This window comes from Ectobacillus sp. (assembly GCF_056992975.1).
Window position 1 is genome coordinate 13,958 of the sequence record NZ_JBXKMX010000053.1, and the last position, 22,560, is coordinate 36,517.

At 38.1% G+C, this 22,560-nt stretch carries 22 protein-coding genes; 11 read left to right on the forward strand and 11 right to left on the reverse strand.

Features of this window, described 5'->3' with window-relative positions:
• Positions 1–62 precede the first annotated feature (62 nt).
• Entirely contained in the window at positions 63–929 is an 867-nt protein-coding gene (locus AC11ZT_RS02240) for an SDR family oxidoreductase (protein WP_484058047.1), read from the forward strand.
• A gap of 38 nt (positions 930–967) precedes the next feature.
• Positions 968–1,723, forward strand: coding sequence for a L,D-transpeptidase (locus AC11ZT_RS02245; protein ID WP_484058085.1), 756 nt, complete (start codon positions 968–970; stop codon positions 1,721–1,723).
• A gap of 81 nt (positions 1,724–1,804) precedes the next feature.
• Here the strand turns inward: AC11ZT_RS02245 and AC11ZT_RS02250 are convergent, their stop codons facing one another.
• Complete coding sequence (locus AC11ZT_RS02250; RefSeq protein ID WP_484058048.1) at positions 1,805–2,017, reverse strand: DUF1540 domain-containing protein; 213 nt, start codon at positions 2,015–2,017, stop codon at positions 1,805–1,807.
• 374 nt (positions 2,018–2,391) lie between these two features.
• Between AC11ZT_RS02250 and AC11ZT_RS02255 the strand changes: the two genes are divergently transcribed.
• A complete protein-coding gene (locus AC11ZT_RS02255; protein WP_484058049.1) occupies positions 2,392–4,137 on the forward strand; it encodes a phospho-sugar mutase in 1,746 nt (581 codons plus the stop codon).
• 61 nt (positions 4,138–4,198) lie between these two features.
• Here AC11ZT_RS02255 and AC11ZT_RS02260 read toward each other — a convergent pair whose 3' ends face one another.
• Positions 4,199–4,444 carry a YhdB family protein gene (locus AC11ZT_RS02260; protein WP_484058050.1) on the reverse strand — a complete coding sequence of 82 codons (246 nt, stop codon included), beginning with the start codon at positions 4,442–4,444 and terminating at the stop codon, positions 4,199–4,201.
• A 202-nt stretch (positions 4,445–4,646) separates the two neighbouring features.
• On the opposite strand from AC11ZT_RS02260, the gene AC11ZT_RS02265 reads away from it, so the two are divergent.
• The 3 genes from AC11ZT_RS02265 (at position 4,647) to AC11ZT_RS02275 (ending at position 7,401) form a co-directional block, all read left to right on the forward strand.
• On the forward strand, positions 4,647–6,059 hold the full coding sequence (locus AC11ZT_RS02265) for a SpoVR family protein (RefSeq protein ID WP_484058051.1): 1,413 nt from the start codon (positions 4,647–4,649) through the stop codon (positions 6,057–6,059).
• A gap of 298 nt (positions 6,060–6,357) precedes the next feature.
• Positions 6,358–6,636 carry a YkvA family protein gene (locus tag AC11ZT_RS02270; protein WP_484058052.1) on the forward strand — a complete coding sequence of 93 codons (279 nt, stop codon included), beginning with the start codon at positions 6,358–6,360 and terminating at the stop codon, positions 6,634–6,636.
• A 72-nt stretch (positions 6,637–6,708) separates the two neighbouring features.
• Positions 6,709–7,401, forward strand: a complete 693-nt coding sequence (locus AC11ZT_RS02275; RefSeq protein ID WP_484058053.1) for a TerC family protein — start codon at positions 6,709–6,711, stop codon at positions 7,399–7,401.
• Between the two features lie 47 nt (positions 7,402–7,448).
• Here AC11ZT_RS02275 and AC11ZT_RS02280 read toward each other — a convergent pair whose 3' ends face one another.
• On the reverse strand, positions 7,449–8,882 hold the full coding sequence (locus AC11ZT_RS02280; RefSeq protein WP_484058054.1) for an NADP-dependent glyceraldehyde-3-phosphate dehydrogenase: 1,434 nt from the start codon (positions 8,880–8,882) through the stop codon (positions 7,449–7,451).
• A gap of 539 nt (positions 8,883–9,421) precedes the next feature.
• On the opposite strand from AC11ZT_RS02280, the gene AC11ZT_RS02285 reads away from it, so the two are divergent.
• A complete protein-coding gene (locus AC11ZT_RS02285) occupies positions 9,422–11,176 on the forward strand; it encodes an ABC transporter ATP-binding protein (protein WP_484058055.1) in 1,755 nt (584 codons plus the stop codon).
• Positions 11,173–13,176, forward strand: coding sequence for an ABC transporter ATP-binding protein (locus AC11ZT_RS02290; RefSeq protein WP_484058056.1), 2,004 nt, complete (start codon positions 11,173–11,175; stop codon positions 13,174–13,176). Before AC11ZT_RS02285 ends, AC11ZT_RS02290 begins: the two co-directional genes overlap by 4 nt.
• A gap of 84 nt (positions 13,177–13,260) precedes the next feature.
• Here AC11ZT_RS02290 and AC11ZT_RS02295 read toward each other — a convergent pair whose 3' ends face one another.
• Positions 13,261–13,464, reverse strand: a complete 204-nt coding sequence (locus AC11ZT_RS02295) for an alpha/beta-type small acid-soluble spore protein (RefSeq protein WP_484058057.1) — start codon at positions 13,462–13,464, stop codon at positions 13,261–13,263.
• Between the two features lie 201 nt (positions 13,465–13,665).
• Here AC11ZT_RS02295 and AC11ZT_RS02300 point away from each other — a divergent pair, with 201 nt between their 5' ends.
• Complete coding sequence (locus AC11ZT_RS02300; RefSeq protein ID WP_379970126.1) at positions 13,666–13,863, forward strand: alpha/beta-type small acid-soluble spore protein; 198 nt, start codon at positions 13,666–13,668, stop codon at positions 13,861–13,863.
• A 52-nt stretch (positions 13,864–13,915) separates the two neighbouring features.
• Positions 13,916–14,137, forward strand: a complete 222-nt coding sequence (locus AC11ZT_RS02305; RefSeq protein ID WP_484058058.1) for a hypothetical protein — start codon at positions 13,916–13,918, stop codon at positions 14,135–14,137.
• Positions 14,138–14,185: 48 nt separating this feature from the next.
• Here AC11ZT_RS02305 and AC11ZT_RS02310 read toward each other — a convergent pair whose 3' ends face one another.
• From AC11ZT_RS02310 to AC11ZT_RS02335, 6 genes are all read right to left on the reverse strand, one after another.
• Entirely contained in the window at positions 14,186–15,292 is a 1,107-nt protein-coding gene (locus tag AC11ZT_RS02310; RefSeq protein WP_484058059.1) for an ABC transporter ATP-binding protein, read from the reverse strand.
• Positions 15,293–15,418: 126 nt separating this feature from the next.
• Positions 15,419–16,297 (reverse strand): PucR family transcriptional regulator, encoded by an 879-nt coding sequence (locus AC11ZT_RS02315; RefSeq protein WP_484058060.1) that lies wholly within the window; start codon positions 16,295–16,297, stop codon positions 15,419–15,421.
• A gap of 63 nt (positions 16,298–16,360) precedes the next feature.
• Entirely contained in the window at positions 16,361–17,509 is a 1,149-nt protein-coding gene (locus AC11ZT_RS02320; RefSeq protein ID WP_484058061.1) for a YheC/YheD family endospore coat-associated protein, read from the reverse strand.
• Positions 17,506–18,864, reverse strand: a complete 1,359-nt coding sequence (locus AC11ZT_RS02325) for a YheC/YheD family endospore coat-associated protein (protein ID WP_484058062.1) — start codon at positions 18,862–18,864, stop codon at positions 17,506–17,508. The genes AC11ZT_RS02320 and AC11ZT_RS02325 overlap by 4 nt, the downstream gene beginning before the upstream one ends.
• Entirely contained in the window at positions 18,861–19,928 is a 1,068-nt protein-coding gene (locus AC11ZT_RS02330; RefSeq protein WP_484058063.1) for a YheC/YheD family endospore coat-associated protein, read from the reverse strand. Before AC11ZT_RS02330 ends, AC11ZT_RS02325 begins: the two co-directional genes overlap by 4 nt.
• Positions 19,922–21,289 (reverse strand): YheC/YheD family endospore coat-associated protein, encoded by a 1,368-nt coding sequence (locus tag AC11ZT_RS02335; RefSeq protein WP_484058064.1) that lies wholly within the window; start codon positions 21,287–21,289, stop codon positions 19,922–19,924. Before AC11ZT_RS02335 ends, AC11ZT_RS02330 begins: the two co-directional genes overlap by 7 nt.
• Positions 21,290–21,451: 162 nt before the next feature.
• On the opposite strand from AC11ZT_RS02335, the gene AC11ZT_RS02340 reads away from it, so the two are divergent.
• A complete protein-coding gene (locus AC11ZT_RS02340; protein ID WP_484058065.1) occupies positions 21,452–21,808 on the forward strand; it encodes a YlbF family regulator in 357 nt (118 codons plus the stop codon).
• A gap of 59 nt (positions 21,809–21,867) precedes the next feature.
• On the opposite strand, the gene AC11ZT_RS02345 is transcribed toward AC11ZT_RS02340, so the two are convergent.
• The gene (locus AC11ZT_RS02345) at positions 21,868–22,482 is read right to left on the reverse strand and encodes a DNA-3-methyladenine glycosylase (protein WP_484058066.1); all 615 of its coding nucleotides are present in this window, start codon (positions 22,480–22,482) and stop codon (positions 21,868–21,870) included.
• Positions 22,483–22,560 lie beyond the last annotated feature (78 nt).

A 22,560-nucleotide genomic window follows, 5' to 3' on the forward strand; every position in this document is an offset into this window, starting at 1 on the left:
ATTACTACAATGGAGCCTTTGTGGTCATGCTAATTATGACAATTTGGTAAGGAGGCTACCATATGAAACAAATACAAACGAAACAACTACAACCCCCGCAACATCAAGAGAAACAGCCAGGGCTGGAATCCCTAATGAATCCGAAACCCGTATTTGACAATTCTCTGTACAAGGGATCAGGAAAGCTACAAGGTAAATGCGCCCTTATAACGGGTGGAGATAGCGGGATTGGTAAGGCAGTTGCAATTGCCTTTGCAAAGGAAGGCGCTAATATAAGCATTGCCTATTTCGATGAGCATGAAGATGCAAAAATGACAAAACAGCTTGTTGAATCATATGGAGTCAAGTGTGTTCTAGTTGCTGGTGATTTAAGTGAAGAAAGGCATTGTATAGAAACTGTAAAAAGCACGACTGAAAAACTGGGTAATCTACATGTTATTGTGAATAATTTAGCTGTACAATATCCACAAAATAGTTTATTAGATATTACGGCAAGTCAACTCGAACAAACTTTTCGGATAAATTTGTTTTCGTATTTTTATATAACAAAGGCAGCACTTCCCTATTTGAAGAAGGGCGATTGCATTATTAACACTGCTTCGATTACAGCATACGAAGGACATGAATCGTTACTTGATTATGCATCTAGTAAGGGAGCGATTGTATCCTTTACCCGTTCGTTATCTAAATCTCTCGTTAAGTTGGGAATTCGTGTGAATGGGGTGGCACCTGGGCCAATATGGACACCACTTATCCCATCAAGCTTCGATGCAGAGAAGGTAAGTCAATTTGGAGGAGATGTTCCAATGGGGCGACCAGGTCAGCCATGGGAGGTAGCAGGTGCTTATGTATATCTTGCTTCGCAGGATGCAACGTATGTAACCGGACAGATGTTACATGTGAATGGAGGTGTAGTGGTTAATGGGTAAAATCAGGAAATGGTCATCTCGAAGGAGTAGATGTGCGAATACCACTTTTATCGTTGTATATACTTACTATAATGGTTTCGAATGTGCAAGGAGCTGACCAGGATGATCGGTTTATAGTAATTAATCTTGCAAATAATCAATTATCCTATTTTGAAAATGGGGTGTATGTGAGAAGCTTTCCTGTGTCAACAGGAACATCAGAAACCCCTACACCAGAGGGACGCTTTTACATTAAAGACAAATATAAAAATAAAGACTACCATCGGAAGCAGATTGAGGGCGGTGCACCCAATAATCCATTAGGTACAAGATGGATGGGATTAAACTATAAGCAATATGGGATTCATGGAACGAATAAAGAATATTCAATTGGCAGCCGCGAGTCTAATGGATGTATACGAATGAATGATCGCAATATACAGTGGCTATACGAACGTACTCCACTACGAACGAGTGTAGTCATTGCCAAATTCAATGAACCAGTGGAGAAAGCTGCCCATAAATTTGGTTATCAAGTAATCAGTTGGAATAAGGAACAGGTTCATCCGAAGCAAATTGGACAAATTCGTACTTTAGATACAACCATACTATATTGGCAGGATTTCCATGGACACTTTATTCCAATAAGAGAAATGAAAGCAAATCAAAAGTTTCCGGTGTTTTCACGGCTTTATAAAGGTATGTTTAACGTAGGAAATCGCACCTATATTAGGGATTCAACACAATCTGTATCGTATGAACAAATACCAGATTATATTCTCGTAAATCAGTACAAACGAAACATAAAACATTAAATTAAAAATGCGAAATAGACCGTAACAGAAAAATCTGTTTACCGATCTATTTCGCGTAATCTTGATTATTTTATTTTTGGATTAAATATTTGGGCGAAAAGTCTGACAGCAAGTTTCCGAGCTGGTAGTTACAGTACTTTCTATCATCATTCCATCTAGAATTGAATTTTCAAACAACTCTTGTCCAGATGTATACGATTGTGATTCAGGTTTTACAATAATTGAATTTGCTTGACAATAATTATTCTGGCCCCAAAACGAACAATTGGAAACGGCGCAACGTATATCAGGCATACAATTCACCTCATTTATGGGATTTTTTATGGTTAACCATTGTAGACAAGAGGAGGGAAACCTCTTGGTAATAGTGTGAGCCGGATGTACGAAGTTCATGTATGGATATTATCTACAAGCTGAAATATGGGGAAATAGAAGTGAATTCACGAATAATTAGAAAAAAGAAACAAACTTTTACCATCTTCTAGCTATTTAAAATTAATGATATGATAAAATTACTTACAGTTCCTTTTTTACATATTCTTAACGAACAGAAAGAACATATTGCCATTTTTCTTGCAGGAAATGTATGTGATTTACAGAATTACTGTAGAAGAATGACAAATTTTGTAGTGAAACTAGAAATTTTTCAAACAGGAGAGGATATTAGGATGAGTTGGAAGCAAGCATACGAACGTTGGATTCAATCACCAGCATTAGATGAAGAAATGAAAACAGCACTTGAAAATATGAAAAACAACGAAAAAGGGTTAGAAGAATGCTTCTATAAGAACTTAGAATTCGGTACAGGTGGAATGCGAGGAGAAATTGGACCTGGTACAAACCGAATGAACATATATACGGTGCGAAAGGCATCTGAAGGGTTAGCGCGTTTTATTGAGTCGTTTGGTGAAGAAGCGAAAAAACGTGGTGTTGTCATTGCCTTCGATTCTCGTCATATGTCACCAGAATTTGCAATGGAAGCAGCAAAAACACTGGCAACACACAGCATTCAATCGTATGTTTTTGCGGAGCTTCGACCAACTCCAGAGCTATCTTTTGCAGTTCGTGAATTGCATGCTTTTTCAGGAATAGTTGTAACAGCGAGTCACAATCCTCCTGAATATAATGGATATAAAGTATATGGTGAAGATGGCGGTCAGCTTCCACCAAAAGAAGCAGACATCGTTATTGATAAAGTAAATGAAATTGAAAATGAATTGGAAATATATGTAGAATCTGAAGAATCCTTAAAAGAAAAAGGGCTTATTAAAATTATCGGTGAAGAAATGGATGAAACATATGTTTCAAAACTCAAAACAATATCTGTTCATCCTGAGCTAGCAGAAGAAATTGGTAAGGACCTTAAAATTGTATTTACACCGCTACATGGTACATCTAATAAACCAGTTCGCAAAGCATTAGATGCACTAGGCTATACAAATGTCACAATCGTAAAAGAACAAGAGCTCCCGGATGGAAATTTCTCAACTGTTAAATCCCCAAATCCTGAAGAACATGCGGCATTTGAACTTGCAATTGGATATGGTACGAAAATTAATGCTGATGTACTTGTAGCGACCGATCCTGATGCAGATAGACTTGGCGTGGCAGTAAAAAATAGCAACGGAGAATATACTGTACTAACAGGTAACCAAACGGGCGCAATTCTATTGGATTATTTGTTATCACAGAAGAAGGAAAAGGGTATTCTTCCTGAAAACGGAATTGTATTAAAAACAATTGTTACCTCTGAAATTGGTCGTGCCATTGCAAAGGCTTACGGACTTGAAACAATTGATACATTAACTGGCTTTAAATTTATCGGTGAAAAAATTAAACAATTCGAACAAACGGGAGAATATACATTCCAGTTTGGCTATGAAGAAAGTTATGGCTACTTAATAGGGGACTTTGTTCGGGATAAAGATGCTGTCCAAGCTACAATTTTCGCTATTGAAGTTGCTGCTTATTATAAGAAACGCGGTATGACGCTGTATGACGGTTTGCTTGAAATCTTTGCGAAGTATGGTTTTTATCGTGAAGGATTAAAATCACTTACTTTAAAAGGGAAAGATGGAGCAGAGCAAATAGGTAACCTTCTTGCAACTTTCCGTCAAGAAGCACCAAGCGAATTTGCTGGTATACGTGTAAAAACGGTAGAAGATTATAAAACAAGTGTTCGAACATTGGATAATGGAACGACCGAAATAATTCACTTACCAAAGTCTAACGTATTAAAATATATTTTAGAAGACGGTACATGGGTCTGCCTACGTCCATCTGGAACGGAACCAAAAGTAAAATTTTACTTTGGTGTAAAAGGAACAAGTCTAGAAAATAGCGAAGCAAAATTACAAGAAGTATCCACAGCATTCATGGATAAGGTAAATAATGCATTGTTAAAAAAGGCTTAATTAACTGTTGAGAAAAAGGCATTCACAAAAAATGTGAATGCCTTTTTGCTGTATAGGAAAACTATACATGCTGTTCAATTTGTTCCGCATATAATTTTTGGGAAGCATGATCAATATATTGGAACATAAGCTGTAGATGTTGATCAACTATGCTTAAATCTTTTGCATATTTAAAGGCGTGGAGAAAATGCTCAATCCTTTTAGAAAAAAGCTCATCCTTCGTTCTTACCATTAGAACGAGTAGCTCATCCCATTCGCAATTGTAGGTATAATACAATGCTTTGTCATAGTCAGACTCTGAGAACATTTTATCCCTCCTTACTTTAGGGGGTTGGTATTAGTGTGCGTTAATGGATTGAAAAGTAGGCCTGAAAGAATTTGTTAGGAATACTATAATATTTATTGTAATCTCCGTTTTTTGAACAAACTAAAGTGTAATAAGAACAACTTTCATGAAATGTCCTTTCCTCTCATACAATTGTCATAAGAGAGTGAAGGGAGGGACTTTGTTGAAGAGTGATGATTATAAGGTATTGGAATACGCAATTGATGAAATTACGGAAATCGCCAAAGGATTTGGACTAGATTTTTATCCGATGCGTTATGAAATTTGTCCGGCTGATATTATTTATACATTCGGAGCCTACGGGATGCCAACGCGTTTTTCACATTGGAGCTTTGGCAAGCAATTTTACAAAATGAAAATTCACTACGATTTAGGATTAAGTAAAATTTATGAGCTCGTCATTAATTCCGATCCTTGTTATGCTTTTTTACTTGAAACAAATTCGCTTATTCAAAATAAATTAATAGTTGCCCATGTACTGGCGCATTGCGATTTTTTTAAGAATAACGTTCGGTTTATGAATACAAAGCGAGATATGGTTGAGAGTATGGCAGCAACTGCCGATCGTATTAAGCAATATGAACATAAATTCGGTAAGAAGGAAGTCGAAACATTTTTGGATGCAGTGTTAGCACTACAAGAGCATATAGACCCGTCTCTAATGCGGCCTAAATTAGCATGGACGATGGATGATGAGAAGGAAGAATATCCTCCTTCAAAACCTGCTTCTCCTTATGATGATTTATGGAACTTAGATGACAGAAATAACAAGACTCATCCAGTGCGTCCAAAAAAGAAGTTTCCGCCGCAGCCTGAAAAGGATCTACTTCTCTTTATTGAGGAGTATAGTCGTGAGCTAGAGCCTTGGCAACGAGACATATTAACAATGATGCGGGAAGAAATGTTATATTTTTGGCCGCAGCTGGAAACGAAAATTATGAACGAAGGCTGGGCTTCCTATTGGCATCAACGTATTATTCGTGAAATGGATTTATCAAGTGAAGAAGCTATTGAATTTGCAAAGCTAAACGCGGGTGTTGTACAGCCATCAAAAACAAGTATTAATCCTTATTATTTAGGCTTGAAAATTTTTGAAAACATCGAAGAACGATACAATGACCCCACGGAAGAAATGAAAAGAGAGGGTGTTTTACCTAATACGGGACGTGAAAAAATATTTGAAGTTCGTGAAATTGAGTCTGATACTTCTTTTATTCGCAATTATTTAAATAAAGAATTGGTGTATCGCGAAGACTTGTACTTGTTTCAAAAGCAAGGTAAAGATTATAAGGTAATTGATAAAGATTGGACGCATGTACGGGACCAGCTTGTCAATATGCGAGTGAATGGTGGGTTTCCATATATAACGGTGTATGAGGGTGACTATGTAAAAAATGGTGAACTTTATTTAAAGCATCATTTTGAAGGAATTGAGTTAGATGTGAAGTATTTAGAGAAGGTTCTGCCATACACCTATCAGCTATGGGGTCGTTCGGTTCATTTAGAAACAATGATTGAAAATAAGGCTGTATTATTTACTTTTGATGGAAAGATGACAAATCGAAAATATATATAAGTAGGGTGCGAAGATGATGTAAAACATCCTAGTTTTATGAAATAAAAGCATTGACGCAATCTGGAATTTTCAATAATATAATAGTTAATCGTATACCCATATAAAGGGGAGTAGCTTTAGCAGCAAAGTCGTCAGTTCAGGGATGCATCCCTCGGCTTTGTTGGCAACGATTTTGTTGTTAGCAAGACCTTTACCTTCTAGTTAGGATGGTAGAGGTCTTTTCGTTTTATAAGACCTAGGCCATCCAGGCTTAGGTCTTTTTACGTTTTGATAAATAACATAAGTAGAGGTGATAAACGTGTATAATGCTTGGAAACGTATTCAGTTTGTATGGAATGTTCGAAGATTTCTTCCATTTTTGAAAGATTTTTATCTATCAACTGAAGTACCAAATGGAAGAAAATTGCTTTCTGCTATAGGTATGATAGGATATTTTCTCATTCCATTTGATCTTATTCCTGACTTTTTGATGGGATTTGGTTTACTTGATGATGTGACCATTTTTCTATTTATCTTACAAGGAATTGTTAAAATGGCACCGATACATTTACAAGAAAAGTATCAATTGCTTTCCTAGTTAGGAACTGAGAATCTATTCGTTTCAAAAAGGATTAGTAGATATGAAATAAAAATAATGGGAGGGAATGACATGGATTTATTTCAATCAGAGATGATCACTGCATTATTGTCTATTGTAATTATTGACTTAGTATTAGCTGGAGATAATGCAATTGTCATTGGATTGGCTGCTAGAACTTTACCAAAACAGGATCAGAAGAAAGTCATTTTTTGGGGGTCGTTTGGTGCTATCGTCATTCGGGCAATTGCTACATTGGCAGTTGTATGGTTACTGAAAATACCGGGTCTCCTTCTTGTGGGCGGAGTGTTACTTTTATGGATTTCCTATAAACTACTCGTGGATGAAAAAAAGCATGAGGTAAAGTCAGGGGTAAGTATTTGGGAGGCCATTCGTATGATTATTATTGCAGATGCGCTTATGGGGCTCGATAATGTACTAGCTGTTGCAGGCGCTTCTGAAGGTAAACCATTATTAGTGATTCTTGGTCTACTTATTTCTGTCCCAATTGTAGTTTGGGGGAGTACGATTATCTTAAAGTTTGTCGATCGCTTTCCAATTATTATTACCATAGGAGCTGGTGTACTCGCCTGGACTGCTTCGAAAATGATTGTAGGTGAGCCGTTACTTTCCACATATTTTAGTAATTCCTTTGTGAAATATGGATTTGAAGCTGTCATTGTAGCTGGAGTGGTTGCTCTAGGTATTTGGAAAAAAAATAAGAGTAAGGAAGTTAGCCATGTTGGTAAGCAGCAATCGCTGTAGACTACAACAAAAAACGAAGCGCAGCAAACGCTTCGTTTTGTTCTCATTTACTCGGTAATATTCACAACAGTAACTTTTTCACGTGTCATGGAAAGAATGCTTTTTTGAATGCCTTGTACACCCATACCCGATGATTTTACTCCTAAAAATGGGAAGTGATCTGGACCTCTTTCGGTACGACCGTTAATTTGAACGGAACCTGCCTCTATTTTATTTGCAATAGAAAATGCACGGTTAATATCTTTTGTAAATACACTTGCTTGTAATCCAAATTCTGATTCATTTGCAATACGAATGGCTTCTTCGTCTGAAGACACGCGAATAATAGGTAGTACAGGTCCAAACGGTTCTTCCCATGCTATGCTCATATCTTTCGTAACATGATCGATAAGGGTAGGATAGATTAAATTACCTTCTCGTTTATTTCCCATAACGATGGTGGCACCCTTTGCAACGGCATCGTCAATTAGCCCTTGCACAAAGTCGGCTGATTTATCATCAATGAGCGGTACAATCACGCTGTTTTCTTCTGGAGAACCAACAGAAAGTTTACTGATTTCTTCATGTAAAAGGGAAACGAGTGTATCTGCAACAGTTTCATGAACCAATACGCGCTTAATAGCCGTACAGCGTTGACCAGAGTATGAAAATGCTCCGCTGCTAATGTGCTGCGCAGCAGCTTGTAAGTCCGCATCTTCACGTACGATTCCAGGATCCTTGCCACCTAGTTCGAGAACGAGTGGCACCATTTTAACCGTTTTTGCAATATGCTGTCCTGTCTCTGTACCACCTGTGAACGATACCATATCCACACCACTGTGTTCCACTAAGTAGTCACCAATGACAGAACCACGGCCAGTAACTAAACTAAGAAGTCCATCTGGAAAACCTGCTTTATCCAACGCTTCTATCATTTTAATCCCACTAATTGATCCTTGAGTGGCTGGTTTGAAAATAACAGCATTCCCGGCCATAAGTGCAGGTGCGAGTTTGGCAGCTGCGAGATTTACGGGGTAATTAAAAGGAGAAATAGCAAGTATAACGCCAAGTGGAACTCGTTGTACGACAGCAAGCTTCGATTGAGATCCACCAGGGAAGCTATCGCCCATCATACTTTCACCGTTCATATGAAGTGCTTCTCCTACAGTATATCGAATGAAGTCAGCAGTACGAACTGCTTCTTTTTTTGCATCATTATAGCCTTTACCGACTTCTTGCATTATAATCGTTGCAATTTCATCTTGCATATTAACTAATTCATCTGCCCATTTGTATAAAACACTTGCTCGTTCTTGCAGGGAAGTTTCTGCCCATTTTTTTTGTGCGAGTTTTGCAGATTGAATGGCTTCATCAACTTCTTGTTTAGTAATGGCTTGCACTTGTCCAATTATCTTGTGGAGATATGGTGATCTGATGTCTATCGTCTGACCTGACTCGCTTTCGCGCCATTGTCCATTTATATAAAACTTATACATTTTCATATAATTCCTCCTAGTTGTATGAAGTGAATATAAAGTGATTGTAGTAGTCTGTGCAAAAAAATTCAAATGTTTTATCCACATGTTGATAAATTGGCACAAATTTTGCATACTAATGTGAACAACCCGTGTCAAAACGATACAAAATAGTGGATATTATTTTGGAGTAAACAAACGAATTGTAAAAAACACTATTGACAGGAAAGTTTATACAGTTATACAATTTAAAATGTAAAAAAATAGTGAAAAGGAGGTTGCGTGCTATGGACCGTGCAGTTGTTAGAAAGAAAAAAACTTTGCTTATAAAACATCATATGCAACGCGTAACCACTTTTCGCATGATTAAATAGTCTTCTTAATTAGTTATGATAGAAAGCATGCGTTTCGCGTAATGAAACGTGCGCTTTTTTTATGCATATTTTGGCATACCGCACAATGTTGTGGTACGCCTTTTTTGTTTTGTGCGAATTGTTGCTGTTAAATAAAAAGAAGCCAATTTGTTATAGCGGGTAGATAAAGATGTACAGGAGGGGATTTGAAGTATGCTATCAATGTTACAAAAGTTATCTTGGTTTTTTAAAGAAAATTGGAAGCGGTATACACTAGCGGTAGGCTTATTGCTTCTTGTAAATATAGTTGAAATCATTCCACCAAAGGTGATTGGATTGGCAATAGATGATATAAAAACAGATGTTTTAACATCGGGAGGAATTGCGACCTACTTAGAAATCTTATTATTTGTGATGATAGTCGGCTATATTGCCACATATTATTGGCAATATTACTTATTTGGCGGAGCATTTTTGTTAGAAAAAACGATGCGCGGAAAATTAACCAATCATCTTATAAAGATGACGCCGACATTTTATCAGAGGAACCGAACGGGCGATTTAATGGCGCGGGCAACAAATGATTTAAAAGCAATCTCCAATACAGCAGGGTTCGGAATTTTAACATTAGTGGATTCTAGCATGTATATGCTAACGATTTTGTTTATGATGGGAGTTACGATTAGTTGGAAGCTTACGTTTGCAGCCATTTTACCGCTTCCTCTAATGGCCTATGCGATGAACAAATATGGAAACAAACTTCATAAGCGCTTTACAATTGCTCAGGATGCATTTGGAGATATGAATGATAAAGTATTAGAGTCGATTGCAGGTGTACGCACCATTCGTGCCTATGTGCAAGAAACGGCAGAAGAGAGACGATTTCATGCATTAACTGAAGACATCTATGCGAAAAACATGGAAGTAGCGAAAATTGATGCATTGTTCGAGCCAACGGTTAAGATGCTTGTCGGGATAAGTTACTTAATTGGGCTTGTCTATGGTGCGTTTCTAGTATTTCAAAATGAAGTTACATTGGGAGAACTCGTCTCCTTTAATGTATATCTCGGGATGATGATATGGCCAATGTTTGCTATTGGCGAGCTGATCAATGTAATGCAACGCGGAAATGCTTCCATTGATCGTGTAAATGATACGCTCTCGTATAAGCCAGATGTGGTAGAGGAGAAGGAAGCGATCCATGTAGCTGAACCGACAATGCTAACATTTGAGAAAGTATCCTTTTCGTATCCTTCTTCTCATTCTAATAGTTTAGAGGATGTTAGTTTTTCTTTGAAAAGGGGGCAAACATTAGGAATTGTAGGTAAAACGGGAAGCGGAAAGACAACGCTAATTCGCCAACTATTGCGGCAATATCCGTTGGGGGCCGGTACTATTTTTATTTCTGGTGTTCCACTTGAAAAAATTAAAATACAGGATGTCTTAAGCTGGATTGGGTATGTACCTCAAGAACACATATTATTCTCAAAGACAGTAAAGGAAAATATTTTATTCGGTATACAGGATGTAACGGAAGCAGATTTTGCTCATGCAATTAAGTTAGCTGCATTTGAAAAGGATATCGAGTTTTTACCGCAGGGATTGGAGACGATTGTTGGGGAAAAGGGTGTTTCCTTATCTGGTGGTCAAAAACAAAGAATTTCCATTGCGCGGGCGATGATTGGAAATCCAGAAATTTTAATTCTAGATGACTCACTTTCGGCAGTTGATTCCCGTACAGAAGCTACGATTTTAGAGGGGATTCGCACGGAACGCAAGGGAAAAACAACCATTATTACAACACATAGACTTTCAGCAGTGCGTCATGCTGATTTAATACTTGTCATGGACGAAGGACATATTGTAGAGAAAGGAACTCATGCAACATTAGTAGAGGGACATGGATGGTACAAACAGCAGTATGAACGGCAACAACTACATGGACATGATAGTGAGGTAAGTGTATGAATACAGGAAAACGACTGATTCAATATACGATGACCTTTAAAGGAATTGTGTTAGCTGCACTCTTAATGCTTAGTATATCTGTAGCAGCAGAGCTTACAGGTCCCTTTATTGCGAAGCAGATTATCGATCAGCATATTGTATCGATTGAACAACCATTTTTTCAAACAGAGAATGCGAAAGATGCTGTATATATGAATGGAAGCTTCTATAAGCGAGGTGATAGGTTCGCGCAAAATGAGACAAAGGGGAAAGAAATTCAGCTAGTACAAGTGAAACGAGATTTTTATTTGATTAATGGGCAACTTTTATTTGAGGGAACTCGTACGGCCACTGACCAACAAATTAGTGTTCATAAAGGAAATATTGTTCAAACATACGTTGCTCAAAAATTGACAGGAGATGAGTTGTATTCCTTCTATAAGCCAGAAATATCTAACATCCTTATGCTTGGTGGAGGTTATGTAGGCCTTATTCTTGTTGCTTCTCTATTTGCCTATGGTCAAAAGTTGTATATGCAAAAAGCTGCAAATCGCGTCATACAGAAAATGAGAGAAGATGTGTTCAGTCATGTTCAAAAGTTACCCATTTCCTATTTCGATCATCTTCCAGCAGGTAAAATTGTATCGAGAGTAACCAATGATACGGAAGCTATTCGTGAGTTGTATGTGACGGTTGTAGCGACCTTTTTCCAGAGCACCATGTATATAGTAGGTATTTTCATTGCACTCTTTTTTCTGGATGTGAAACTAGCTAGTGTAGCATTGATTATTCTACCTATTTTATATGCTTGGATTGTATTGTATCGGAAGGTTGCATCGCACTATAATCATCTTGTTCGTTCAAAACTATCTGACATTAATGGAATGATTAATGAAAGCATTCAAGGAATGTCAATCATTCAAGTCTTTCGACAAGAGAGACAAGTGAAACGGGAGTTTGCAAAGTTGAATCAGGATTATTATCAGTACCAGACAAAGCTTCTTCGCTTAAATTCAGCTACTTCACACAATTTAGTAAACATATTGCGAAATGTAGCGTTTGTTTTGGTAATTTGGTACTTTGGAGGTGCTTCTCTTAGTGCAAATGGCGTCATTTCCTTAGGTGTGTTATATGCATTTGTTGACTATGTAACACGGTTATTCACGCCGATTACGGGAATGGTTAATCAGCTTGCCAATTTGGAACAAGCAAGAGTATCAGCTGAGCGTGTGTTCCAGTTGCTTGATGAAGAGGGAATAGAGGTAAGCAGCGACAGAGCCCCTCGTCCTATAGGAAATGTTGAATTTAAGAATGTTTCCTTTGCTTATAATGGGGATGATTATGTTTTAAAGGATATTTCATTTAAAGCAAAGCAAGGGGAGACGATTGCTCTTGTTGGGCATACCGGATCAGGGAAAAGTAGTATTATGAATGTTTTGTTTAGATTTTATGAATTTCAAAAGGGACAGATTCGGATTGATGATCGTAATATAAATGAAATGTCAAAGCAGGCACTTCGTTCTCACATGGGGATTGTTTTACAAGATCCCTTTCTATTTACAGGAACGATTGCTACAAATGTCAGTTTAGAAAACGAAAAGATAACGAATGATATGGTGCAACATGCGCTCAGTACGGTAGGTGCGGATCGATTTGTTTCACAGTTACCAAACGGGATAAATGAGCGGGTGATTGAGAAGGGAAGTACACTTTCCACAGGAGAACGACAACTTATTTCATTTGCACGGGCACTCGCATTTAATCCAGCTATCTTAATTTTGGATGAAGCAACTGCAAGTGTGGATACAGAAACTGAGGCTATAATTCAGCGAGCATTAGATGTACTAAAAAAAGGAAGAACAACTTTTATAATTGCTCACAGATTATCAACGATTAAACAAGCAGATCAAATTCTTTTGCTAGAACGAGGACAAATCGTTGAACGTGGCTCACATGATGAACTTATGGAGAAAAAAGGTCGGTACTATCAAATGTATGAAACGCAAGCTGCTGGTTCCTAAATTACATGTAAAAAATAGGCCTGTGCAAAGATGCAGCAAGGCCTATTTCATAGGATGACTCAACTCACATTGAGTCATCTTTTTTTATTTTGAATAACCGCCCAGTTGTTGCTGAGCCATTGTAACTAAGCGTTTTGTAATTTCCCCACCGACAGAACCGTTTGCACGAGACGTTGCATCTGGGCCTAATGTGACTCCAAATTCTTGTGCAATTTCGTTTTTCATCGAATCAAGCGCAGGTTGTGAGCCTGGTACGACGAGCTGATTAGAAGATTGTTTATTTGGCATGCTCGTTCCTCCTTTGATTTTTCATCAAGCGTAAAAGCTAAGCTCTTACACTCATAGTATGGATGAAACAAATTCCTACATACAGAAAATAAGTATGTAAATTTTACAAATATATATTCCAAAAACTAACACCTGTTTATCATACATAGAACAGTTTCTTTTTCACATAATAGAATTACATCATCTAAGGAGGTGATAGATATGGCAAACACAAATAACCTTGTAGTACCTGGATCACAGTCTGCGATCGACCAAATGAAATATGAAATTGCACAAGAATTTGGCGTAACACTTGGACCTGATGCTACATCTCGTGCTAATGGATCCGTTGGTGGCGAGATTACAAAACGCTTAGTTACAATGGCACAACAACAATTTACTGGTTATCCACAACGTTAATAGTATGGCTATAGGGGCGGAATTTATCCGCCCCTTTTTGGAGGAACGAAGTATGAAAATTTGTCCCTATTGTAATGGACTGGAGGCAGTTAAATTACTGTGCTCTGTATGCGGGAATGAACTGCTTGATTATGGGAAAACAATCGATTATGTCGATTCGTATAGTCCGTATGAAGAAATAGATAGGAAAGAGGATAAGAATCTACAATGTATACATACATTATATTGCCAATTTTGTTTACAAGAATTTGAAGTTACGTTACTTACTTTATAACAAAAAAGGACAATGATCTATATTCTGATCATTGTCCCGGTTTACAAATTATTTATTTCCATTATGAATGCGTGCTTCTGTATCCGTATCAAAGAAGTGAACTTTATTCATATCAAAACCTAGTACTACCTTTTGACCTGGATTATATTCGGATTGAGCATCAACACGAGCAACGAAATCTTGACCGTCAATATGAGAGTATAGCATTGACTCTGCACCAAGTAATTCAGCAACCTCAATGGTAGCGTCTACTTTTGTACCTTCAGTAGCTTCCAAAACAGATTCATCATGAATGTTTTCTGGACGAATTCCCATTATTACTTCTTTTCCTATGTATCCTTGTGCACGTAAGTATGTCAGCTTTTCTTCTGGTATTTTTAACGCAAGCTTTCCTTTTACGAATAGATTATCTTGTATGGTTCCTTTAAAGAAATTCATTGCAGGAGAGCCGATAAATCCACCGACAAATACGTTTGCTGGTTTTTCATATACTTCTTTTGGAGAACCTACCTGTTGAACCAAACCATCTTTCATTACAACAAGACGTGTTGCCATCGTCATTGCCTCTGTTTGGTCATGGGTTACGTAAATTGTTGTCGTTCCAAGGCGATGATGGAGCTTGGAGATTTCTGCACGCATGCTAACACGCAGCTTTGCATCTAAGTTAGATAACGGTTCATCCATTAAGAATACTTTTGCATCACGAACAATAGCACGTCCCAATGCAACGCGTTGCCGTTGTCCACCAGAAAGAGCCTTCGGTTTTCGATCTAAATATTGCTCTAAACCTAGAATATGGGCAGCTTCTCTTACACGTTTGTCTATTTCATCTTTTGAGAATTTCCGAAGTTTTAAGCCAAATGCCATGTTCTCATATACACTCATATGTGGATACAAGGCATAGTTTTGAAATACCATCGCGATATCACGGTCTTTAGGGGCAACGTCATTTACACGTTTGTCATCGATATAAAAATCACCTTTGGAAATTTCCTCTAATCCTGCAATCATGCGAAGTGTAGTAGACTTCCCGCAACCAGACGGGCCTACAAATACGATGAATTCTTTATCTGCAATAGTAAGGTTAAAGTCTGAAACAGCTGTTACATTATTCTCATAAGTTTTATAAATATGTTCTAATTTTAATTCTGCCATGGTACTTCCTCCTACCTAGTCATGTAATCATTCTCGTATTTGTAGTGTAACGTTTATGACCGACAAGCGTATATGGGCAGACTGAATAAAAAGACGGCCTGTATTTGTGCAAGTTGTACAAATAAGTTATGACATTTCATTTAACAGGAGGGCAATGTACACAGTTACAGCCCCTGTGAATGTTTTAATATCGATTCCTGTTTTTTCTATAAATTTATCCACACGATACTGTACACTGTTTCGATGCAAGTACTGTTTTCTCGCTGTAAGCGTCAGGTTCATATTGCATTCTAAATAAGTACGGATAGTACGGAGTAGTTCGGTATCCTGGTTTACCCGTGTCAATAGCGGTTTTGCTAATTGTGGATTACTCATGAGTGCATAAGGGAGTACATCCTCTAATTGATACATGTTTTGTTTTGTCATAAATGGTAGGGCTTGTTCGAAAATTTGTTCTTCCCACATAAAAGCTGAAGGAAGGGACTCATCTATTATTTGTCTTTTTCCAGCAAGTATCCGAAGGGATATGAAAAAATCACTTGTTAACGTGGCAATCATTTCATGATCAATTGATTCGGTTGAAGCTTCGAATGGATAGGTTTCAATTATGATTCCATGCCGATGGTCTTTCCACAGGACTACGAAGGAAGTGGACAATAGTCCTTGTAATGCCTCTTCCCATGTTTTTTTTTCAAAAAAGGGTTGCTTCATGGAAAAATGAAGGAATCGCACGTATTGAAATTCGTGCTGCAACGTAGGAATTATTTTTCCTTCTTGAAATAATAGCTCCTTCCACATACGCTTGGCAGGTGTGATGAAGAATTCGTCTGCTGAAATAGAAGTTAAAAACAGAGACAGCATTTCTTTATCTTTTATTGTTAGCTGTTTTTTCCCAATGCCAATGATTCGATTTTCTTCATCGGTATACCATTCGTATTCCTTATATTGCTTCGGAATGTCGTCAATCACAACATCGTCATAATATTGAAGCAGTTTTTCAATCATTTTTGCATCTCCTTGCAACCTGAGTTATCGATATTCTACCATATTCTTAGGGAGAAAATAGAATCAAGAGGCAAAAGCTTCTTCCTCGAATATTGTGACGATATTTTCGATGGCACGCATCGTAATGTCTTGTTCATCAAATATCATTGGTTTTGCATTACACTCATAGATAAAATAATTTCCTTGCTTATCAACACCAATATCCATAGAAAATTCTCTAACGTTTCCAAAATGACGGCATAGACTGTTTCCACATTGTTGGACTAACTCTTCTAGAATATCATGGCGGATTGGACGAGGTAATTCGGTTTCGTGTATACGCTCTCCTCCGTTATGAACATGTGTTGTAATTTGGTCGATAGCTGCAACGCGAATGCCAACGCCAGTAACGGTAAACGAACCGGAAAGAGAATGGGCAAGGACACGTAAATCATATTTCCGATTGTGATACGTATCATAATCGAGTGCTGGCTGAGCTAGGTACAATGCGTCTCCAGCAATCAAATCCCAAGCTCCAGAAAGTTTGCTGTGCACTGTGATACCCTTTGCTGATGTAATAGCTACTTCTCCTTTGGCGTACCTCATGAAATATAAATTTTTTCCTTTTGACGATTCACATTGCTTCACATACAAGGATTTATGTGATTGCAGCATGGTCGTGAGTCGTTCGCTATCGAGCAGAAAGGTTGGGAGTAAAAAGGGTCTTACTTTCTCATTTTGAAATAGTGTCTTATGAACATCCCATTTTGAGAAAAAGTAAGGATTAACTACGGAGATTCCCATAGAAGAAAAAAGAGAGAGTGCATGCTGACAACTCTCTCTTTTTTCATGCGATCGGTACGGAATGCGGTTATAGACAACATCTGGATAAGGAAATGAACAGGCTCTCCATGTATCGTTTTCTAGAAGAACGTAACCGGTAATATTCGAGTCATGCATATCTTCAGGTGTGAAAACAAAACTAATCCCACCCCGTAAGCGGAGCTCCTTCTGCAGCATTACAAACCTTTTCCAATCCCCGCATATTTTTCCGGTAGATGAGCGGCTCGTTAGAATCCCGACAAGAGGTCCAACCCGCCCGCCCTGTTGTTGCATAGCGAATGAGATGGAAGGACCAGAAGACGCTACCATAATTGTTCCACGTCCAAAATGAAAGTTATATGCAGGATGTGTCCAATTTCTTGTTATCTTGTTATACGCGATTACGGTCATGGAAACATTTCCTCCGGAAACAAAAGTGATTTTTCTGTTAGGTGAATAGCGTATTGAAGAAACAGTTCCTTCGTTAATTGATCACTTGTTTTTAGCTTTGGATGATCAAAAATGGAGCGACCGGGCTTAGAATTTGCTTCAAATAACCAAATGCGGTGCTCATGGTCCATTCCGATATCAAAGCCGATTTCTCCGATATACCCCTCCATCTTTTCATCAATTTTTTCACTTAGTAGAAGGGTTGCCTGTTGCATAGCAAAGAGGATGGGTGTTCGCATTTCCTCATCTGGAAAAATTTCTTCCAGACTTTTAATGTCGCCGCCGTTATTTACATGTGTGGTCATACTACCTTGCCCAGCAATCTTAGCCGCTAATGCACTCATCTTCCATTCCCCGTTTCTATTTTTATTGGTATGAATGCGAAAATCAACAGGATGCCCATTCACACGTAGGAGGGAAATTCCTTGCTGGACAATAAATGTATGTAAATCATGATTAGATAGTAAATGATTGATGAGTACTTCAAGAGACTGATACTTCCGCAGTTTGTTTCCTTTCTCATCTCGAAAGCGGCAATAGTACTCGTTTTGCAAGGTGGAGTAGCGAATTTGATAAATACTCGTGCCTAAGCTACCATTCATCGGTTTCATATAGACATGTTTATATTTTGAAAGAAGGAATTCGACTTGTTCAAAAGATTCAAATAGCTGTGTTTCTGGTAAGTATAACGAAGCATTGAGATCTTCTTTAAGTAATTGATATACATCCCATTTGTTAAAAAATCCTGGATTAAACCAGGGGATTAAGTACTCGCTTTGTAGGCGTTGCTTAACGCGAGCAATTGCACGATGATGTTCCGTTTTCCGATTTGGCAATCTGTCATAGACAACATGTGGAAACGGAATATCATATTGTATCCAGCGTTTTTCATTGTAAAAGTAGCCGGAAATACAACCTTCCTTCCAGTTAATTTGATGGGAGCCAAATACAAAGATGTAAGCGCCCTCTACCGAAGAAAGTAAATTTGCAAAAAATAAGGAACGTTCTCCTACTGGTCGTAAAGCAGATTCCGTAAATCCAGCCGTGAAAATGCCGATTAACGGTCCAATGTGAATGCTTTCTCCATGAAGAAAAATATGAACATCAGATGAAAAAGGAAGCCCTAACTCATTATAAATTTCACTACCAATCGTAACTGTGTTATCTGATAAATAATCTGTAATGACATCACATGGTAGGATACGTGTACCAAACGAAATCTCTTTTAGATTCACAGTGGATGGAAATACATAAGGAAGATACACTGCATGTGGATTGTGTTTACTTATTTGAATGGAAAATACTGTTTTTTTCATCGTACATCCGCCCCTTTAGACTGGCGTGCTAAAAAGCGGCAGTAGGCAAGTGGGGCTCGGTATAATTGTTCCTTGCAGGATGGATTGGATGCTATCAGTACTTTTCGTCCTGGCTTTGAGTTTATATCTAAGAGCCAAACTGCGTGACCGCGGTCCAATGAAAGATCTAGTCCGAGTTCAAATAATGGTGGAAGTTCTTTTTCCAATGTTTCAGGCACTGCTTTTGTAAGGGTTACAATGGCTTCCTCTAGCATGCTTTCTGTATGCTTTGCCAATGTTCGTTTCCATTCATCATAAGAAATGGTTTGACTCCCAGCCGCAAGGTTTGAAACAAGGGAGTGTGCTTCGCCAATTCGAACCCCGCGACCAGCTTCAGTCCATAATCCTTTCGCGTTTTTTTGTAATAATATGCGAATATCAAATGGTTGATTGTTTTCTTGAATAGTAAGAAATGGTTGTTGTACATAAGGTTTTTCTTGTAGAAGGTTCGATAACCATGTTAAGAACGCATCTTTGGATGAAAATGTATACCTTTGTATTTCCTTTTGCTGCATTTTTATGCTTATTTCATGGCGGAAGAGGGATATTTGGCAATAGCCATTTCCTTGAGAGCCATTCATGGGCTTTAGTACAAGTTCACGCGTTTTGAGAAGCGTATTCCAAACGCGATCAACAGTAGCTTGTTTCGTGATTGGTAAATAGGGAGAAATCATCGGATTTTTCGATAAAATTGAATATAATTGGAGTTTATCGGGTAATCCGTGCCCTAGAAAAACGGTCTGTGGTCGTTTCTTTATCCATTCAACGATTGGCTTTGCTGTTTTGGAAGTATTCGATTGATTATAAAAGCAACGGTCGTAAATATAGGAAGGTAAAGGAAACGTTTCCTTTTTCCAATCCTGCGTCTCATGATTAAATAGAAGTCCTGTCACCATTTCTGTACTCGGATCAATTTGGGAAGGGGTAAAACGAACGACAGGAATCTGATAACGCTTGCTGTGCTTTGCAATTTCCGTAAAATATTCATGTTCCTGATGTATGCGAAGGGAAAGTAAACCTAGCATGATTCCATCCTCCTTATCGGTTGTTTTGCTGCTATCGTACAATATAGCAGGAGAGCACGAGCAGATGGTCTTACAGATGAGGTAGCTGGTAATTTGTTTTTAGATGGTTTTATATTTACCTCAAGCAACCAAGGATTTCCTAGCTGATCGAGCGCTATATCCATTCCAAATTCTGCATATAGGCCATCGTAAGCTTGGCTTAGACATTTTGCTATTTCAAGAGAGAGCTCCATGATTAGTTTTTTCACATGCTTGACTTCATTCGTTTCAAATCCCCACTGTAGTATTTCATCCATTTTATACATTTCTCCGCCTCTATCTACATTAGAAACGAATTCACCTCTGTTTGAAACCCTTGCCACTACAGAGGTTACGTTCCACGTATAATGGTCTTTTTTTTGACAGAGAATTCGAAAATCAACGGAACGATCAAAGTACGTATAAAGAGAGAGTCCTTGCTGCACGATGTAAGGTCGTCGTCCGATATGCTGCTTTAACATTGCAAATAGTTCAGGAAGAGTAGCATACTCTTTGGAAATATCTCTTTGAAACGTAGTATAGTCTACTAGAAATTTCTCCGGTGATACCGTTATTTTAAAAATATGTTTTCCTTTACTACCGTAAATAGGCTTTACAAATATACATGGGAATTCAGCAAGAACTTGTTCTAGTACCTTGCAATCTGTGAATAGGTAACTAGTAGGAAGGAATGGCTTTAGATGCGGAAATGTCAAAAGCGTTTCATATACTTCCCATTTATTTAAAAAACGATCATTAAAATGAGGAATACCGTAATCTTGCAGTACGTCTAGCCATTTTTGAAAGGTGTTACTTTGTTCTACTTTCCGAGAATGGATCCGGTTGTACACGATTGAAGGAAACGGCATTTTCTCCTTTCTCCATTGTCCCTCTTGAAAGTAATAGCCGATTATGTGCTCTTTGTCCCAAAGAGATAGAGAGGTAACATAGAGGAAACAGCTGCTTTGTTCACTTAATACGGCAACCTCCTCACAAAAGTCGGATATAGAACCGAATGAAAGGGGGTCTAGACTTTGTATGTCTGTTACGATGGCAATTATGGGGCCGAGAAATAACTGCTGCTCCGAAGAAAGATAATGGTAGCGAATTTGCTGCACATTGTATAGAGTAAGGTAAGAAAGAAGAGAAGGAGAAGCAAAGAGAGTATTTTCTTTCTCGTCTATTGAAGTAATATTCACTAATACGCTCGTTAGACCAAAAAAAATAGTGATGGTATCACCTTTTCTGATCTTCCATTGTTTTGCAAGGCGGCGAGATAGAAGAATATTGTCATATTCCAGTTCGTTATGACTGACGATTTTCAATGATGATGATGCAAACATTACATTCCCTCATTCTCTTCAAGATTATAAAGTATAGTATGATGGGGAATAAGGGCTGGTGAACACGAATATATCTCTACTGGAATAATCCGAAAGAATTATACATATGTTACATAGTCTGGTATAGTTAAAGTGATTATTAATGTAAAGGGAGGAAAAAAGATGGCAGCAAATATGTACGATGAAGCGTATGCATTACAGAAGGCGATCATCGAAAATTCTGATTTTCAAACGTTACAACAAAAATATCAAGCTGTACAAGCTGATGCTCAGGCTAAGCAGCTTTTTGAACAATTTCGTGAAGTACAAATGGAGCTACAACAAAAAATGATGCAAGGACAGCAGCTTTCAGAAGCAGATAACGCGAGTGCACAACAAATTGTGGCACAGGTTCAGCAAAATGTGAAAATTTCACAGCTAATGGAAGCGGAACAACGTATGAATTTACTTATTACTGACTTAAATAAAATTATTTTAAAGCCATTAGAAGATTTATACGGCACAATTATGCCGGCATAAGCTAAGCTTTGTAAAAAACGTCTGCAGCCGTCTGCAGACGTTTTTCGATTAGAAATATTTTATTTGGAAACATGAGGATGTCCGATGAAATAAAAGCGCCACGGATAGTGAATGGCTTCTTCTGCATAGTTAATATTGATGCGTGGGCCACATCCAATTTTGTATTGCTGGGATAAATGGTCTTGCGGAGCTACTTTTTCGATATATAACGTATCGCTCATAAGCGATTGCCCATTTTGGTCGGTTGTAATTTCCATTGCCTTTGCAAGTTTTCCGGGACCGTTTGTTATATTACGCAGTTGCTGCTTTGTTACATCCACTGTTCCATAGCGCGATTGTAGCATATGTTCCATTCCTTCGGCGGGCATAAGAGCACGAATGAGGATAGCATGCGGGACTCCTATTGGTGCGGTGACGATGTTAAAGCAATAGTGCATACCATAAACGAAATAGACATATGCATGGGCTGACGGTCCATACATTACTTCTGTCCGTTTCGTGGGTTGTCCTCCGTAGCTATGTGCTGCTTTATCCTCTGTTCCTTGATACGCTTCTACTTCTACAATATACCCACTACGCTTAATTCCATTTACAATATGTACAAGTTTATGCCCAAGCAAGCCCTGTGCAACCTCAAGTGTATTTCCTTCATAAGTGGATTCTGGTAGCTTCATCGTATGACCTCCTTCTTATAACGATAACGTATCGTTCTAATATAGGCTTCCAATTCATAAGGTAAGTATAGGGTATGA

What these genes read in the sequence shown, in the direction of transcription:
- AC11ZT_RS02240 (WP_484058047.1), top strand. Translation starts at nt 63, where the DNA reads ATGAAACAAATACAAACGAAACAACTACAACCCCCGCAACATCAAGAG.
- AC11ZT_RS02250 (WP_484058048.1), bottom strand. Translation starts at nt 2,017, where the DNA reads ATGCCTGATATACGTTGCGCCGTTTCCAATTGTTCGTTTTGGGGCCAG.
- AC11ZT_RS02255 (WP_484058049.1), top strand. Translation starts at nt 2,392, where the DNA reads ATGAGTTGGAAGCAAGCATACGAACGTTGGATTCAATCACCAGCATTA.
- AC11ZT_RS02260 (WP_484058050.1), bottom strand. Translation starts at nt 4,444, where the DNA reads ATGTTCTCAGAGTCTGACTATGACAAAGCATTGTATTATACCTACAAT.
- AC11ZT_RS02275 (WP_484058053.1), top strand. Translation starts at nt 6,709, where the DNA reads ATGGATTTATTTCAATCAGAGATGATCACTGCATTATTGTCTATTGTA.
- AC11ZT_RS02280 (WP_484058054.1), bottom strand. Translation starts at nt 8,882, where the DNA reads ATGAAAATGTATAAGTTTTATATAAATGGACAATGGCGCGAAAGCGAG.
- AC11ZT_RS02285 (WP_484058055.1), top strand. Translation starts at nt 9,422, where the DNA reads ATGCTATCAATGTTACAAAAGTTATCTTGGTTTTTTAAAGAAAATTGG.
- AC11ZT_RS02290 (WP_484058056.1), top strand. Translation starts at nt 11,173, where the DNA reads ATGAATACAGGAAAACGACTGATTCAATATACGATGACCTTTAAAGGA.
- AC11ZT_RS02295 (WP_484058057.1), bottom strand. Translation starts at nt 13,464, where the DNA reads ATGCCAAATAAACAATCTTCTAATCAGCTCGTCGTACCAGGCTCACAA.
- AC11ZT_RS02300 (WP_379970126.1), top strand. Translation starts at nt 13,666, where the DNA reads ATGGCAAACACAAATAACCTTGTAGTACCTGGATCACAGTCTGCGATC.
- AC11ZT_RS02305 (WP_484058058.1), top strand. Translation starts at nt 13,916, where the DNA reads ATGAAAATTTGTCCCTATTGTAATGGACTGGAGGCAGTTAAATTACTG.
- AC11ZT_RS02310 (WP_484058059.1), bottom strand. Translation starts at nt 15,292, where the DNA reads ATGGCAGAATTAAAATTAGAACATATTTATAAAACTTATGAGAATAAT.
- AC11ZT_RS02315 (WP_484058060.1), bottom strand. Translation starts at nt 16,297, where the DNA reads ATGATTGAAAAACTGCTTCAATATTATGACGATGTTGTGATTGACGAC.
- AC11ZT_RS02320 (WP_484058061.1), bottom strand. Translation starts at nt 17,509, where the DNA reads ATGACCGTAATCGCGTATAACAAGATAACAAGAAATTGGACACATCCT.
- AC11ZT_RS02325 (WP_484058062.1), bottom strand. Translation starts at nt 18,864, where the DNA reads ATGAAAAAAACAGTATTTTCCATTCAAATAAGTAAACACAATCCACAT.
- AC11ZT_RS02330 (WP_484058063.1), bottom strand. Translation starts at nt 19,928, where the DNA reads ATGCTAGGTTTACTTTCCCTTCGCATACATCAGGAACATGAATATTTT.
- AC11ZT_RS02335 (WP_484058064.1), bottom strand. Translation starts at nt 21,289, where the DNA reads ATGTTTGCATCATCATCATTGAAAATCGTCAGTCATAACGAACTGGAA.
- AC11ZT_RS02340 (WP_484058065.1), top strand. Translation starts at nt 21,452, where the DNA reads ATGGCAGCAAATATGTACGATGAAGCGTATGCATTACAGAAGGCGATC.
- AC11ZT_RS02345 (WP_484058066.1), bottom strand. Translation starts at nt 22,482, where the DNA reads ATGAAGCTACCAGAATCCACTTATGAAGGAAATACACTTGAGGTTGCA.